Genomic DNA, 13,473 nt, shown 5'->3' with positions numbered 1-13,473 from the left:
GAGGCTCAAGGCGCCACGGTGAAGAAGACCTGGCCGCTGCCGGCGATCGGTGCGATTTCGCAGCGAATCTCGCCGGGCGCCATCGCCTCGTTGCCGGGCTGGCTGATGACGGTCCACTTGCCGGCCGGCAGGGTCTGGCCCAGGTTGTTGAGGTCCCAATCGAGGCTCTGGGTCTTGGCCGCGAAAACGACGTCGTCGCTGAGGTTGATGAAAGGCAGCTTGCGCACCCTGAAGACAAAGCTGCAGTTGTCGCCCTGCACTTTCAGCGTCGAGGGAATCGGCTCGCCCGGCGCATACGTCGCCTTGGCCACCGAGAGGGCCATGATCACGCCCTTCTTGGGCTTGGGCGGCATCACGGCGGCGGGCGTCGGCACCAGCTCGAGCTTGGGCGTGCCCAGGCAGCCCTTGTTGTCGACCTTGTCCTCGTTGTCCTGCACGGTCTCGATCAGCACGTTCTTGGCGCCCTGCTTGGGCACCGTCATGAGACCCTTGCCCGCGCCCAGCACGTTCTTTTCATAGACCATGGCCTGTTCCTTGAAGATGCTCATCTCGGGCAGGGTCCAGGCGCGCACGTGGTATTTGCAGGAGGCGTCGCCGGCGCCGTGCACGGTGACGTCCCAGGAGTCGAGTTTTTCGACGGCGGTGACCTTGGAGATGAAGGAGCCGTAGTTGGGCGCCGGGCCGGACACGGGCGGCGCATCGCCGCCCATCTTCTGGCGCTTGATTTCAAAGTCGGCGGAGGCGCTGCCCGCGCAGTGGCCTTCCACGTCGGTGCGCGCCTTGACCGTCACGCGGAACTTTCCCTGGTTGGTGAACGTGAGCGTGCCGGGATTGAACTCGGTCGACGCCGCGGTCGTGAAGCCGCCGTTGAGTGACTGGCTCATCAACTCGACATTGAGCGCGTCGGAACCGGTGTTGAGCGTCGTGACGCTGAAGTTCAGCAGGCAGTTGCTGTCGGGCTTGTCCAGGAAGATGGTCGAGTACAGCGACACCGTGCCGGGGCTGAACAGGTTGCCGCCGCGCAGCACCACCTGCTGGACCTTGGCCTTGAGGTTGATGGGCACCATGCCCTGGATCGCCGCCTGCGCGCCAGGCGCCATCACCGCCGCCGCGGCGTTGGCCGCGCCCGGCTTGGGCGCGGGCGCGTGCGGCAGCCCGTCTTCAATCGTCAACGTGGTGGAGGCCGAGCCCAGGCAGGCCACCAGGCCGTTGTGCGCGACGCCGCTCAGCGAGACCGTGTACTTGCCGGGCTTGGTGTACTGGCGCATGCGGCCCACCGCGTCCATCGGGTATTTGATGGGCACCATTTCCGATGCCGTGCCGTCGCTGTATTCGAGCTTGGCATTGCAGGCGAAGTTGACGTTCTTGTCGGGGCCGTAATAGGCCACGCCTATCATGTGCTTGATCTGCAGGACCTGGCCCGGCGCGGTGAGCTTGGGCGGATTGGTGGTGGTGGAGACGCCGTTCAGCGTGGAGCTCGCGCCGCTCAGCGTTCCCGCCTGCGCCAGGGGAGCGGCCAGCAGCGCCAGCGCGCCCGCGGCAGCCAGGATGTTCAGGGTTTTCATGGTGTGTTTTCTCCGGGTTGAAACCGCATGCATCCAGGCTGCACGAAGCACTGTGGCGAAAGGAAAAGAAAAGGCTTACTCGACCGTGAAGGTCTTGGGGCCGGCGTCCGGTCCCAGGGTGCAGGAGTCGTAGTCGGCGTTCGACGGCGTGATGATCACGGAGTAGGTGCCGGAGGCGTAGGTGTGCTGCTCGTCGGAGCCGGGCTGTATCGCGCCAGCGCCGGTCTTCTTGCTGGTGCCGTCGCCGAAGTTCAGGATGTAGCTGCAGGCCGAGTTGGGCGCGGTGCCCACCCACTTGGTGCTGATCAGGCGCACCTTGGGATTGAGCATGGGCGTCACGACCAGCTTGGTCATCATCGAAGGCGGCAGCGGCGTCGGCGGGTTGACCTTGATGCTGACCGAGATCGGCGCATCGCTCACGCAGGGATTGCCGCCGTAGCTTTTCGGCAGGACCACCGCCGTGAAGGTACCGGCCTGCGAGAAGGTCTTGTTGATGGTGCTCCACTGGCCGTTGTCGGCCAGCATGTTGTCGAACTTCGTGCCGTCACCCCAGGTGACCGTGCCGCCGCAGATCTTGCCGGCGCCCAGGTTGATGCCGTCGAACTTCATCGCGACGGATTCGCCAACCTTGATCTCGGCCTTCAGGAACTTGGCCGACACCAGCTTGGTGACGGGGGCCGGGGGAGGAGGAGGTGGTGGCGGCGTGGTCAGTACGGGCTTGACGACGGCCGTGGGCAAAGGCGTGGGCAGGGTGCGCGTGGGCGCCTTGCCGTCCGCCGCGGCGGGCTTGTCGGTGGCAAAAGCCTGCATGCTGAGGCCGAGCACCGCAAGGGCGGCCAGCGAGAGAAGGGAACGGTTCATGGTGTGTGTGTCCTGGTAAAGAATGGGAGTGAGGGCCTGGCGCCTGTTGAGTCGCGGGGGCCCGTCGCGAGGTTCAATCCCGCGCGGAAAAATTCAGGGCGCCATGCCCGCGGCGGGCGGGTAGGGGTTCGGGAAGGCCGCAAGGGCCTGCACCGCCGCCTTCAGTTCGGCAGCCTCCTTGCCGTCCGCGGCCGTCGGCGCCGCGGCAGCGCCCGTCAGTTGCCCGGCCACCGCAACCCGGCCAGGCGCCGCCGCGCGGGCGATGCCGTAGCCGACCAGGGCGGCGCACAGCAGCGCGGCGCAGAAGGCCGCAGCCAGGGTGCCCAGCGTGCGCGACACGCGGCGCGCCAGGCTGCGGGTCGGGATGGCATGCGGGCGGCGCGCCACATGGACTTGCAAGGGAATGGTTCTGATCATGGGAGTGCTCCTGGGTGTTGGGCGCAAGGCTCTCGGCCCGTTCAATACGCCGGCTTGAGGTTGGCGCGGCAGCCCATGCGGTTCCAGCTTTCCTTGTAGTAAGTCGTGCCCCACTGCCAGTCAGGCGTGGACTTGGGGCACTTCACCATGGGCTGGGGAATGGAGTTGAAGCTCAGCTCGCCGTTGCCCGAACCGTGCGTCCAGCCATCGGGTGCGGCCACAGGCACTTTGGGCGTGCAGGTCAGCTGGCCGGTCTGCTGGTTGCGGTTGTTGGCATAGCCGTCGGGGCAGGTGGCATCGGACTTGACGCAATAGGCCTCGCCCTTGGAAACGTCCACGCCCTGTGTGTACTTGGTGTAAGGCGTCGGGCAGGTCATGGCTTCGGACATCGTGATGGCGCCCATCGTGATCACGGGCGCCTGGGGCTGCAGGGCACCCATGCCCATGCCGGCCGCGGGCTTGCCGGCGGGAGCGGGAGTTGCCGGCGTTGCTGGCGTGGCCGGTGCCGCCGGTGCCGGTTTGTCCTTGACGACCACGGTGATCTTGGCTTCGCCGCCGCACTTGGGATTGAGCGAAGGGCTGCCCATGGCCGTGACCGTGTAGGTACCCGCCTTGGAGAGGGTCTTGTCCATCACGCCGCCGCCCGCCGGCTGGTTGTTGACGAGCGCGTTGTCCGAAGGCTCGTAAGGGCCGCCGGCGTACACAAAGCGCGCGCCGCAGGCGCCGCTGCCGCTGGTGGTGACCTTGTATTTGACCGACTCGCCGGCGACCGGGTTGGCCGGCACGGCGGTCAGGCCGGTGATGGTGCCGACCGCGTGGGCCGTGCCGCACAGGGTAACGAGGGAGGCCAGGCAGAGCGCATATTTTTTCAGGGAGGTTTTCATGGAGGGACTCGCAATAAAAGAAAAAGAAGAAGTGAAGGGATCACCGGGCACGCGGTGCCGGCGGGGACTTGCATGCATGGGTCGCCTGATCCGCTTGCGCGGTTCAATGGCGATGGCGTTTTTTTGCACGGCGGAAAATCAGGCCGCGGCCGGATGGCGCGAGCGCGCCTCGGCAGCGCCTGCCTGCATCACGCCGGCCAGCATCTCGTAGGCGGCGGTCCAGGCCTCGCGGACAGCGGGCGTGAATTTGTCGCCCAGCCCCTGCTCCAGCGTCCACAGCAGGGCGCTGCCGACGGTGGCGTAGTGCGCATCGCGCACACCGTACTTGACGTGGCGCGCGCCGAGCTGGCGCACCACGGGCACCATGGTGTCGAGCTGGGTCAGGCCGTTGACGGCGGAGTTGAGCATCGCCATCAGCATGCGGCCCTGGTGCGCCAGGTCGCCCTTGAACATGGGGCGCAGCGAGGGATCGAGGACAAAAAGGCGGGTGTAAAAAAGTTCGGCGGCCGCCGGCGCGATGGGGCGCACGTCGGCAAAGGTGGATTGCACCAGGTTGATTTGCTCTGAGTTCATGGCTTGATTTCCTTGTTTTCCATGTAAATGGTCTTGATCGACATGCACCTTGTTACCCAAGATGCGTGCCAGAACATTTACTCAATGAAATCAATGACTTAAAGCAAACCGGTGGTCGCCGGCTGTCGGGATTCGCCGACAGCTTTCGGGGGCCGGGAAGAAAACACCAGGGAGATCATGGGACTGGGGTGTCTGCGCGGGCAGACAAGTTGCGCCCCGGGACTTGTGACTACTTGCTGCCGCGCCTGAATGCGCAGATCCATTGGCCGGGTCTTGCGCCGACTTGCGCCCTCGCCCTCTGCTGAGGGTTGCTGGCCGGGGGTAGCCCGGCAGCTACTCACTTTTCTTTTGCTTCGCCAAAAGAAAAGTAAGCAAAAGAAAAGGCGACCCTGGTTGCTGCGTCCCTTCGCTTCGCTACGGGCAACCTGCGGTGCTCGGTCCAGGCGGGGTCTCGCTAAACTCGCTTCGCTCAAACAACGCGATCCCTGATCCGCCTGAACCTGCGCTCCTCGGCGCATCCACAAGGGGTGGGGACTAGAAAGACAAATACCAATACTTGAAGAAACAAGGACTCGCCTTGGCGAGTCCTTGTGGTCTTGGTTTGTTCTTTGTATTTCTGTCTTCTGTTCCCGCTTCCGCTCCCGATTGCCCCGTCCTGGCTGGGCCGAGGAGCGCAGAGACAAGCGGATCAGGGATCGCGTTGTCTGAGCGAAGCGCAGCGTAGCGAGTTTAGCGAGACCCCGCTTGGCTCGAGCACCGCAGGTTGCCCGTAGCGCAGCGTAGGGACCCAGACTGCGGGTCGCCTTTTCTTTGGTGACTTTCTTTTGGCGAAGCAAAAGAAAGTTACTTGCCGCCGGGCAACCCCCGGCCAACCGCCCTCAGCAAAGAGAACAGAGGGCAAGGCGCCGCCTGGCGCTTTTCAGGCCTTGAAGCTGGCCGACTCGAGCTCATGCCGCGCCAGCAGCGCGTAAAAATCGGTGCGGTTGCGCCTGGCGAGCTTGGCCGCCTGCGCCACGTTGCCGTTGGTCATCTTGAGCAGCTGCGTGAGGTAGCCGCGCTCGAACTCCTTGCGCGCCTCGTCCAGCGGCAGCAGCTCGGAGCCCTGGCTGGTCAGCGCGTTTTGCACCAGCGTGACCGGGATCAGCGTACCGGTGCACAGCACCACGCATTTCTCGACCATGTTCTGCAGCTGCCGCACATTGCCCGGCCATGACGCCGTGCCCAGCAGTTCCAGCGCGCCCGGCGCGAAGGCCGTCAGCGGCTTGGCGTAGCGCTGCGCCAAGCTGCGCATGAAATGGTTGGCCAGCAGCGCGATGTCCTCGCGGCGCTCGGCCAGCGGCGGCAATGTGAGGCCCACCACATTGAGGCGGTAAAAAAGGTCCTCGCGAAACCGGCCTGCGGCCACCTCGTCCTCGAGCTTGCGGTTGGAGGCGGAGATCACGCGCACGTCGACCTTGTGCGGCTTGGACGCGCCCACGGGCCGCACCTCGCGCTCCTGCAGCACGCGCAGCAGCTTGACCTGCATCGCCAGCGGCAGGTCGGCGATCTCGTCGAGGAAGATGGTGCCGCGGTGCGCGCTGGTGAACATGCCGACGCTGTCGCGCACCGCGCCGGTGAAGGAGCCTTTGACGTGGCCGAACAGCTCCGACTCCACGAGGTTTTCGGGGATGGCGCCGCAGTTCACCGCCACCAGCGTTTCATGGGACCGCGCGCTGGACGCATGCAGCGCGCGCGCCAGCAGTTCCTTGCCGGTGCCGCTCTCGCCGTGGATCAGCACCGAGGCGTCGCTCCGGGCCATGAGCCTGGCCTCGGCCAGCAGCTTTTCCATGCGCGGGCTGCGCGTGATGATGGCCTCGCGCCAGGCTTCGCCGGGAAGGTCGCCGGGCATGTCGGCGCCCAGGGTGGACGACACCTCCAGCGCGCGGTTCACCTCGAGCATCAGGTCCGCACCCTCGAAAGGCTTGGTGATGTAGCCGAACACGCCGCGCTGCATCGCGTTGACCGCGTCGGGAATGGTGCCGTTGGCCGTCAGGATCAGCACCGGCAGCAGCGGGTAGCGCCGGTGCACGGCTTCAAACAGCTGCAGCCCGTCCATGCCCGGCATGCGCAGGTCGGTGATCAGGATGTTGGGCAGCTCATGGTCCAGCTTGGCCAGCGCGACCGCGCCGCTGTTCGCCTCGATGGGGACGTGGCCTTCGTAGTGGAGCCTCAATGACAGCAGCTTGAGCAGTGCCGGATCGTCGTCAACTATCAGAATGCGTGCCATAGGTGCCCGTCAGAATCCGCACAGACTGCAAACGGGAGCAGTGGCAGAGCCGTTGTTGTTGTGTTTGTCATAAGCATAACGCCTGTAATGAATACCGGATACCGTGAATCTGACCATCAAGAACCTGTTCACAACCGCTCGTCGCGCAGCGCGGCCCCGACCTGGATCAGGCCGCAGCCGAAGACCGGGTCGGGCCCGGGCGCACCCAGGTCCCTCGCGCCGCGGCACAGCTGCCGGGCCAGCGGCCCGGCCTTGAGCAGCGGATTGCGCGCCAGCATCAGCGCGCCGGCGGCGCTCACCACGGCCGCGGAAAACGAGGTGCCGCTCACATAGTGGCCCGAAGCCCCGTCGGGAACCCAGAGGTCCACGCCGGGCGCCGCCAGCGTGATGTAGGCGCCGCGGTTGGCCGCGGCATAGACGTTGTCGGAGGCGTCGGTCGCCGTTACGGCGATCACGCCGGGATAGGCCGCCGGGTAGGCCGGCGCCGCCGTCGGGCCGCCGTTGCCGGCCGCCGCGACCAGCGCCACCGGAAAGCCGGCGAGCCGGGCAAAGGCTTTTTGCATCACCGCGTCGCCGGGCCCGCCCAGGCTGAGGTTGATAAGCTGGACTTTCTCGGCCAGCAGCCAGTCCAGCGCGCGCACCAGGGCCGCGCTGTGGGTGCTGTCCTCAGCGCCCACGCTGCGCATGATCTCGGCCGAGCGCAGGCTGGCCCCGGGCGCTATCGCCCGGAAACCGGGAACGCCGGCGTCCTGCCCCGCGATGAGCGCGGCAATCGCCGTGGCGTGGCCCGTGGCTGCGGCCGACTCGCCGGCGGCCAGGAAACTTTTGCGGCTGATGCTGGCGCCCGCCAGCGCCGCGATGGCCGCCACCGGCCCGTCCACGATGCCCACGCGCACCGCGCCCGGGCCCGCGGGCTCCGCCGCGTCCAGGGGCTGGTCGATTTTTTGCGGCAGGTAAATGCGCGGCCTGGCTTTGGCCGGCTGCAGCGGGCGGTAGCGCGTGTTGAAGTCCACGGCGAGCCCAGGAAAGTCGCGCAGCAGCTGTTCACGGAAATCGGCGGCCTGCGCCGCGCTCTCCAGCTGGAACACGGCCAGCACGCCGCCCAGGGCCTCCAGCCGCGAAACGGTGACGGGCTGCAGCTGCCGCTCGCGCGCCAGCCGGGCCAGCGCGGCGTCGGCTTCGTCCGCCGCGGCCCAGTACGCGACCACCTGGCCGGGCTCGCGGGTCTGCACCGGCGGGCCGGGCGGCGCGGCCAAAGGGCTTATCGCCATCGGCATCAGGGCGCTGCCCGGCGGCAAGCCGGGCAGGCCAGTCGCAGCGGGCGCCGCCAGGGGGAGCGGTGGTGGAAACGATGGCACAGCCGGCGCTGGCGCCGGTGCCGCCAGGGCGCGRCCCGGCGCGGCGGCGCCCGACGCATCGCGCGCCTGGCCCGCGGCAGGCGGCGGCTCCGCCCCACGCAAGGGCAACACCGGCCTGGCCGGCGGCCGCGGGGCATCGGGCGCCCTGGAAGCGCCGGGCCTGGAAGGACAAGGCAAGCCCGCGATGCGGTAACGCGCGCACTCGGCATCCTCATCGCCGGCGGCGTGCACGGACAGGCCGGCCAGCGCCAGGCACATGAGGGGCATGAGGGGAAAGAGAGAACCCGCGCGCAGGCGGCCGCGTGCGGACGAGCGCATGGCTTCAGCGCCCGGCCAGCAAGGCCGCCGACTCGACGATGGCGCCGTTGCCGCGCAGCCTGGCCAGCGCCGCGGGCCCCTGCCCTTCGGGCACGCGCACCGTGTACACACCCAGCGCGCCGGGGCCGGACACCATCTCGGCCCGCAGGCCGGCCAGCAGGCCGCGTATCTGCGCCTCGGTGGCCCGCGGCTTGAAGGTGATTTGCAGCAGTTCGCCACCCGCGGCCGCTTCGCCCGACAGCGGGGTGAGTGCCTCGGGTTCGGGGCGCAGCAGTAGCGTGCCTATGAGGGCGGCCTGCGCCAGGACCACGGCGGCGGCCAGGCCTACGGGCACCGAAAAGCGGCGCGGCGCGGCCAGCCAGGCATTCCAGCGCGCGTGCAACTGCACGACCTTGCCCGAGCGTTCGCCGTGGACCAGCGCCATCAGCGTGTCCAGGCCCGCATCCTCCGGGCGCTCCTCGGCCTCCTCGCGAAACTGGCGTATCTGGCTGCGCAGTTGCATGAGCCAGAGGAGTTCACCGCGCACCAGCGGCGAACGCTCGAGCAGCAGGTCGATGGCGTGCCGCGTCGCCTCGTCCAGCGTGCCGTTCACGTACCAGGGCAGCAGGTCCCGCAATTCCTGTTCGCTGTGCATCATGCGCGCTCCATGCGCCAGACCTGGCGCTCAAGGCATTCCCGCATCTTGCGGCGGGCGTGGAACAAACGTGTCTTGACGGTGTTCTCGGGGCAGGCCTGCACGGCGGCGATTTCGGCCAGCGGCGCGTCCTCGTAAAACACCATGTGGATGCACTCGCGTTGCTCGTCCGGCAGGGCCTCCATGCACAGGGCCACCTGCCCCTGCCTTTGCCTGCCGGCGATCAGTTCAAAGGCGGAGGGACGGCCGTCGGGGATGGCCTCCGCCTCGTCGCCCAGGGGCTCGCTCATCTCGCCGCCGCGCAGGCGCAGCTTGTCCATCGCCTTGTGGCGCGCGATACCCAGGATCCAGGTGGTCACCATGGACCTGCCGGCAAAACGCGCCGCGCCCTTCCAGACTTCGTACATGGTTTCCACCACCACCTCCTCCGCCGCCTCGGGCTGGCACAGGCGGCGCAGCGAAAAGGCGTAGATCACCCGGCTCATGCGTTTGTAGAGCGCGCAAAGCGCGGCCTCGTCGCGCGCGGCCACCTGTTCCATGAGGCGGCACAGCTCCATGTCCTGCCGTGCCGCCGCGCCCGCGTGTGCTTCCATCAAATCTGGCTCCGTGTCCGGCCGGCGGGCCCCTTGCCCGCCGTGCCATTGCCTGTGAGTCGTGGCTTCATCGCGCCGGGTTCAACGCCGTCGCGATTTTTTTGAAAAAGGTTCGCGCTCAGGGAACCGCCACGGTCTGCGTCACCACCTGCGCCGCGCCGGAAGGCGTGGTGGTGTCGGTGAAGGACACCGTCGCCGTGCCGCCCGGGCAGATTTCCAGCGATGCCGGATTGATGGGCGTGTTGGCGCTGGTGCATCCGGCTGCCGCCTTGGAGAAGCTCACGCTGGTGACCCTGAACTGCGAGGACCCGGGCGTGACGGCCGGCAGGGTCAGCACCATGGAGTCATTGGCAAACGGCGCGGAGGTGGTGATGGTCACCGTCACGGAGGCGGCGCCCACGCGGTCGGGGTCGGTCACCGTGATGCTGAAGGGCAGGGGCGCGGGCGGCGCCACGCCGCCGCCGGCCAGCGCATAGGATGCGCCGGTGTTGACGACGGCCAGCGTTGCCAGCGTCCTGGCGGCCGGGCCGCCGGCGGCATTGAGCGGCGCGCCGGGCACGACCGGGCCGGAGCGCTCCAGCATGCTGCCGCCGGTGATCGCGGCAAAGGTCCAGCCCTGCGGGCCCAGGTGCAGCAGCACGGTGCTGCGTCCCGTGGTCAGCCGGGGGGTGAAGGACGGCAGCAGCAGGCAGCGTTTTTCCCAGCCGGTCTGCAGCACGGCCAGGTTGGGGCCGGCCTGGACCTGGGTGTTGAGCAGGGTCACGCGCATCTGCTTGCACTCGTTGTTTTCCTGCGTGATGTTGTCCAGCAGCTGCTGGTAGCCGATCATGGACGGGTCCAGCTTCTGGCGTATCAAGGACACATTGCCGGCCTCGAAGGCGCGCAGGATGTCCTCAAAGGCGGCCAGCGCCTTGCGCGCGTCCTCCGGTTCGCCTATCCTGGGCTTGCCGCCGCTGTCCGTGCCCTTGCGCACGTTGTCCTTCTGCTTTTGCTCCAGGCGTTCGTCGCGCGTTTCTTCCAGCAGCTTCTTGCTGCTTTCGATGGCGGCTTCATTCTTCGTGGCGACAAACAGCGCGGGGACGGCCGGCAGCACCCTGGGCGGAACCGACGCCGTCCTGGACGCGAAGGCGGCCTGCCCGGGCAGCACCGAAACCTTGCCGACGGGCGTGTCCATTTCGGTCTCGCCGGTGTTCACCTTGTCGTAGGTTCCCGCGGCCTCGCCTTCGCCGACGACCAGCACCTCGTGGTCGGTCCCGCGAATGCCGATGGTGGCCGTCGTCGTGCGCACCGCGTAGTTCTTCGGGTTGTTCTTGCCTATCCAGCCCGTCACCGAGCGGAAGGAGCCGCGCAGCAGGCGGAACACCGCGCTGTCGTCGGCCCCGCCCTCGGCCCGGTAGGCCTCGATGCGCAAAAAGGTGTTGGCGCGCAGGGCGACCAGCGCGTTGTCGTCCATGCGCACATGGATCTCCCCGTCGCGGCCGGTCACGATGGCGTCGCCCGCGTCTATGGTCTCTCCCTTGCCGGGCACGCGCAGCTGGCCCGCCGCGGTGGTGACGCTGACATTGCCCTCGATGAAATCGATCTGGCCGGCCGCATGGGCCTGCTGCAGGCAAAAGCCCAGCGCGAGCGCCGTCAGCAGGAAGGAGTAGGTGGTGTGTTTCATGAAGTGGTTCTCGTGGTCATGGCGGCGAACGGGCCGCCGGCTTGCCGGTGAGTCGTGCGTCGCGGAAGAAGGGTTCTATGTAGGGGGTGACGGCGGGCTAATCGGCGGCGAAAGGGTTGTCGCCGCTCAGGCCGGACAGCGTCCAGCCGGCCTCCGCGCGCTTGAAGCTGAACACGGCGGCGCCGCTCTTGCGGACCTGCAGCCCCGCGGGCAGGCGGACAAAGCGCTTCTCCCAGCGCGCCTGGATCAACACCAGGCCGGCATCCTCCGAGGCCTGCGCGCGCAGGTCCGACAGCGTGATCCTCAGCTGTTTTTGCAGCGGCCGGGCCTGGCGCGCGGCATCCACGACGCCGGCATAGCCGGCCATGCCGGGTGACACCATCGCTTCCAGCCCGGCCTGGTCGCCCGCGGCGTAGGCGGCCATCAGCTGGCGCAGCGCGGCCTGTGCCTGCCGGCTGTCCTTGGGGCCGGCCGGCGCGGCGACGGGTTTGGCGGCTGCGCCCGGTAAACCTGGCGCCGGCGCCGGCGCGGCCAGCGAGAAGGCCATGGCCAGCAGGCACAGCAGCGGGAGTATTTTTTTCATCGTGTTCCCCTTAAAAACTGACGGTGAGTTGCAGGCCGGCGACGCGTTCTTTCGCGGCCAGCACCGGGTCGTCGATGTTGCGGTGGCTGCTGCGCGCATAGGCCTTGAGCGAGCACTTCTCGGAGATGGCGTAAACCGCCTCCAGTTGGTAGCCCTCCAGCCGCAGGCTGGGCCCGCCGTAGAGCTGGGTGGTGCGCCCGCTCATCACCAGCAGGTTGACGCTGCCCCAGCCGGCGCGCTGGCCGCTCAGGGTGAAGGTGTAATTGGTGTTGCTGGTCTGCCCGCCGGCCAGCAGGCGCTGCTTCTGCGCGCCCGCCGTGAGGTTCACGCCCAGGCTCCAGGTCGGCGCCAGGTCGGGCCGCGCGTCCGAAAAGGTGTGCCCCAGGTTGAAGGCCCAGTTGTCGTTGAGCGAATCGCTGGCCGGCCACACCTCGCTGGTCACCTTGCCCCAGCCGAAGCCGACGCCGGCGTTCCAGGTGGGGGTCGCATAGTTGAGCGTCGACGAAAACTCCCGGTTCCGCGAGGCCTGCATGGCGGAATTGAGGCCGCGCGATTCGGCCTGCTGCAAGGCCAGCGCCCAGCCCGGGTAGTCCGGCCCGAAGTTGATGTTGGCGCGCGCCGCCACGGATTCCGAGTCGACGTAGGTCGAGTTGAAGCCGGCGAAGGCCAGCGTCGTGAGCCGGGACTTGCGCACGTCGGTGGCCAGCGAGATCCACGGCGCCACCGTCCAGTCGGCGCCGGCATAGGCCTCGCGCACGCCCGGCTGCGCCTGCAGCGACAGCGAGGTGAAGCCGTTGGAAATGTCGTGGTAGCCGCCGCGAAACCCGTAGCCTTCGCCGCGCCAGCTCGCGTCGACGATGGTGGCGCGGCCCGGGCGGTCCGAGTTGCCGCCGTCCTCATAACGGCTGCCGGCGGTTTCGCCCGCCAGCGTGAACTGCTCGGCCTGGTATTGAAAGCCGCCGCTGAAGGAGCGCGTCTTGCCCCGCAACGTGGCCAGGGGCTGCGACATCAGCGTCGTCGGTTCGCGGTCGGACGAGCTCTGGCTGGTGACATAGGTTTTCAGCGATGTCCCGAAGGCTTTTTCAAGCTTGAGGCCGTGCACGTCTTTCAGGTACTGGGCGCGCGGCACCTTGTTGCCCAGGGCCTCCCAGCTCTCGGCCACCATGCCGGTGAAGCCGTAGGCGGTTACCTCGCCGAACTGCCGCTGCCCGTACAGGCCGCGTACGCCCAGCGCGGAACTCAGGCTGGAGAAATTCGGCGTGACGTCGCCCAGGGCCAGCATGTAACCCTCGCCGGCGCGGCCCAGTTGCATGTTGTTGATCTGGTAGCGGTTCTGGCTCAGCACCGAGAGGTCGTTGCTGCCGCTGGCGCCCAGCTGGAAATAATCGACGGTGTTGTCCCTGTGGGTCGCGCGAAGGTCGCTGCTGTAGCTGTTCTTGAAAAAAGCGCCGCTGCGCAAGGGCGTGTTGAGGTTGCCGCTGGCAGAAGAGACGTCATTGCTATAGGTGTCGACCGTCAGGCCGCCCTTCCACTCGAGCCGGGTGCCGCCGTCCTCTTCGCGCGTGAGCGACGGGCCGGCCCCGCCGAGGTTGTTCTGCTGCCAGGCGCGTATGACCTGGTCGTTCGGCTCCAGCTGCACCTGGCTGTCCTGCTGGGCCTGCGCGTGCTCCTGGCATAGCAGCAGGCTGCCCAGCAGGCCGGGCATCGCGATCCGTCGAAACACATTCTTCTTCTTGGCCATTTTTGTTCTACCGTGCA

12 protein-coding genes are annotated in these 13,473 nt (G+C 67.7%); all 12 read right to left on the bottom strand.

Annotation, left to right across the window (positions count from 1 at the left end; translation table 11 throughout):
• Positions 1-5: 5 nt before the first annotated feature.
• Complete coding sequence (locus AC1D0O_RS04260) at positions 6-1,565, bottom strand: hypothetical protein (protein ID WP_477652309.1); 1,560 nt, start codon at positions 1,563-1,565, stop codon at positions 6-8.
• 75 nt (positions 1,566-1,640) lie between these two features.
• Complete coding sequence (locus tag AC1D0O_RS04255; protein WP_477652308.1) at positions 1,641-2,426, bottom strand: hypothetical protein; 786 nt, start codon at positions 2,424-2,426, stop codon at positions 1,641-1,643.
• Between the two features lie 93 nt (positions 2,427-2,519).
• On the bottom strand, positions 2,520-2,843 hold the full coding sequence (locus AC1D0O_RS04250) for a hypothetical protein (protein WP_477652307.1): 324 nt from the start codon (positions 2,841-2,843) through the stop codon (positions 2,520-2,522).
• A 41-nt stretch (positions 2,844-2,884) separates the two neighbouring features.
• Complete coding sequence (locus AC1D0O_RS04245) at positions 2,885-3,727, bottom strand: hypothetical protein (protein WP_477652306.1); 843 nt, start codon at positions 3,725-3,727, stop codon at positions 2,885-2,887.
• A 138-nt stretch (positions 3,728-3,865) separates the two neighbouring features.
• Positions 3,866-4,300, bottom strand: coding sequence for a globin family protein (locus AC1D0O_RS04240; RefSeq protein ID WP_477652305.1), 435 nt, complete (start codon positions 4,298-4,300; stop codon positions 3,866-3,868).
• Between the two features lie 919 nt (positions 4,301-5,219).
• A complete protein-coding gene (locus AC1D0O_RS04235) occupies positions 5,220-6,566 on the bottom strand; it encodes a sigma-54-dependent transcriptional regulator (RefSeq protein ID WP_477652304.1) in 1,347 nt (448 codons plus the stop codon).
• A gap of 128 nt (positions 6,567-6,694) precedes the next feature.
• Positions 6,695-8,191: a S8 family serine peptidase gene (locus AC1D0O_RS04230; RefSeq protein ID WP_477652303.1), complete on the bottom strand. Its 1,497-nt coding sequence runs from the start codon at positions 8,189-8,191 to the stop codon at positions 6,695-6,697.
• A 55-nt stretch (positions 8,192-8,246) separates the two neighbouring features.
• Complete coding sequence (locus AC1D0O_RS04225; RefSeq protein WP_477652302.1) at positions 8,247-8,879, bottom strand: hypothetical protein; 633 nt, start codon at positions 8,877-8,879, stop codon at positions 8,247-8,249.
• Complete coding sequence (locus tag AC1D0O_RS04220) at positions 8,876-9,469, bottom strand: sigma-70 family RNA polymerase sigma factor (RefSeq protein WP_477652301.1); 594 nt, start codon at positions 9,467-9,469, stop codon at positions 8,876-8,878. The genes AC1D0O_RS04225 and AC1D0O_RS04220 overlap by 4 nt, the downstream gene beginning before the upstream one ends.
• A 118-nt stretch (positions 9,470-9,587) precedes the next feature.
• Positions 9,588-11,132, bottom strand: coding sequence for a FecR family protein (locus AC1D0O_RS04215; protein WP_477652300.1), 1,545 nt, complete (start codon positions 11,130-11,132; stop codon positions 9,588-9,590).
• 97 nt (positions 11,133-11,229) lie between these two features.
• Positions 11,230-11,715: a Cif family virulence factor gene (locus tag AC1D0O_RS04210; RefSeq protein ID WP_477652299.1), complete on the bottom strand. Its 486-nt coding sequence runs from the start codon at positions 11,713-11,715 to the stop codon at positions 11,230-11,232.
• 10 nt (positions 11,716-11,725) lie between these two features.
• Positions 11,726-13,456: a hypothetical protein gene (locus AC1D0O_RS04205; protein ID WP_477652298.1), complete on the bottom strand. Its 1,731-nt coding sequence runs from the start codon at positions 13,454-13,456 to the stop codon at positions 11,726-11,728.
• Positions 13,457-13,473: the final 17 nt, after the last annotated feature.

This window comes from Polaromonas sp. P1_F2 (assembly GCF_056405735.1).
The sequence above is the reverse complement of the archived record's forward strand: the minus strand, read 5'-3'. Positions and strand labels throughout refer to the sequence as shown.

Bases quoted from the DNA above. Each gene is read 5' to 3' on its own strand.
- AC1D0O_RS04215 (WP_477652300.1), bottom strand. From the start codon at position 11,132: ATGAAACACACCACCTACTCCTTCCTGCTGACGGCGCTCGCGCTGGGC.
- AC1D0O_RS04205 (WP_477652298.1), bottom strand. From the start codon at position 13,456: ATGGCCAAGAAGAAGAATGTGTTTCGACGGATCGCGATGCCCGGCCTG.
- AC1D0O_RS04210 (WP_477652299.1), bottom strand. From the start codon at position 11,715: ATGAAAAAAATACTCCCGCTGCTGTGCCTGCTGGCCATGGCCTTCTCG.
- AC1D0O_RS04255 (WP_477652308.1), bottom strand. From the start codon at position 2,426: ATGAACCGTTCCCTTCTCTCGCTGGCCGCCCTTGCGGTGCTCGGCCTC.
- AC1D0O_RS04235 (WP_477652304.1), bottom strand. From the start codon at position 6,566: ATGGCACGCATTCTGATAGTTGACGACGATCCGGCACTGCTCAAGCTG.
- AC1D0O_RS04245 (WP_477652306.1), bottom strand. From the start codon at position 3,727: ATGAAAACCTCCCTGAAAAAATATGCGCTCTGCCTGGCCTCCCTCGTT.
- AC1D0O_RS04220 (WP_477652301.1), bottom strand. From the start codon at position 9,469: ATGGAAGCACACGCGGGCGCGGCGGCACGGCAGGACATGGAGCTGTGC.
- AC1D0O_RS04225 (WP_477652302.1), bottom strand. From the start codon at position 8,879: ATGATGCACAGCGAACAGGAATTGCGGGACCTGCTGCCCTGGTACGTG.
- AC1D0O_RS04250 (WP_477652307.1), bottom strand. From the start codon at position 2,843: ATGATCAGAACCATTCCCTTGCAAGTCCATGTGGCGCGCCGCCCGCAT.
- AC1D0O_RS04240 (WP_477652305.1), bottom strand. From the start codon at position 4,300: ATGAACTCAGAGCAAATCAACCTGGTGCAATCCACCTTTGCCGACGTG.
- AC1D0O_RS04260 (WP_477652309.1), bottom strand. From the start codon at position 1,565: ATGAAAACCCTGAACATCCTGGCTGCCGCGGGCGCGCTGGCGCTGCTG.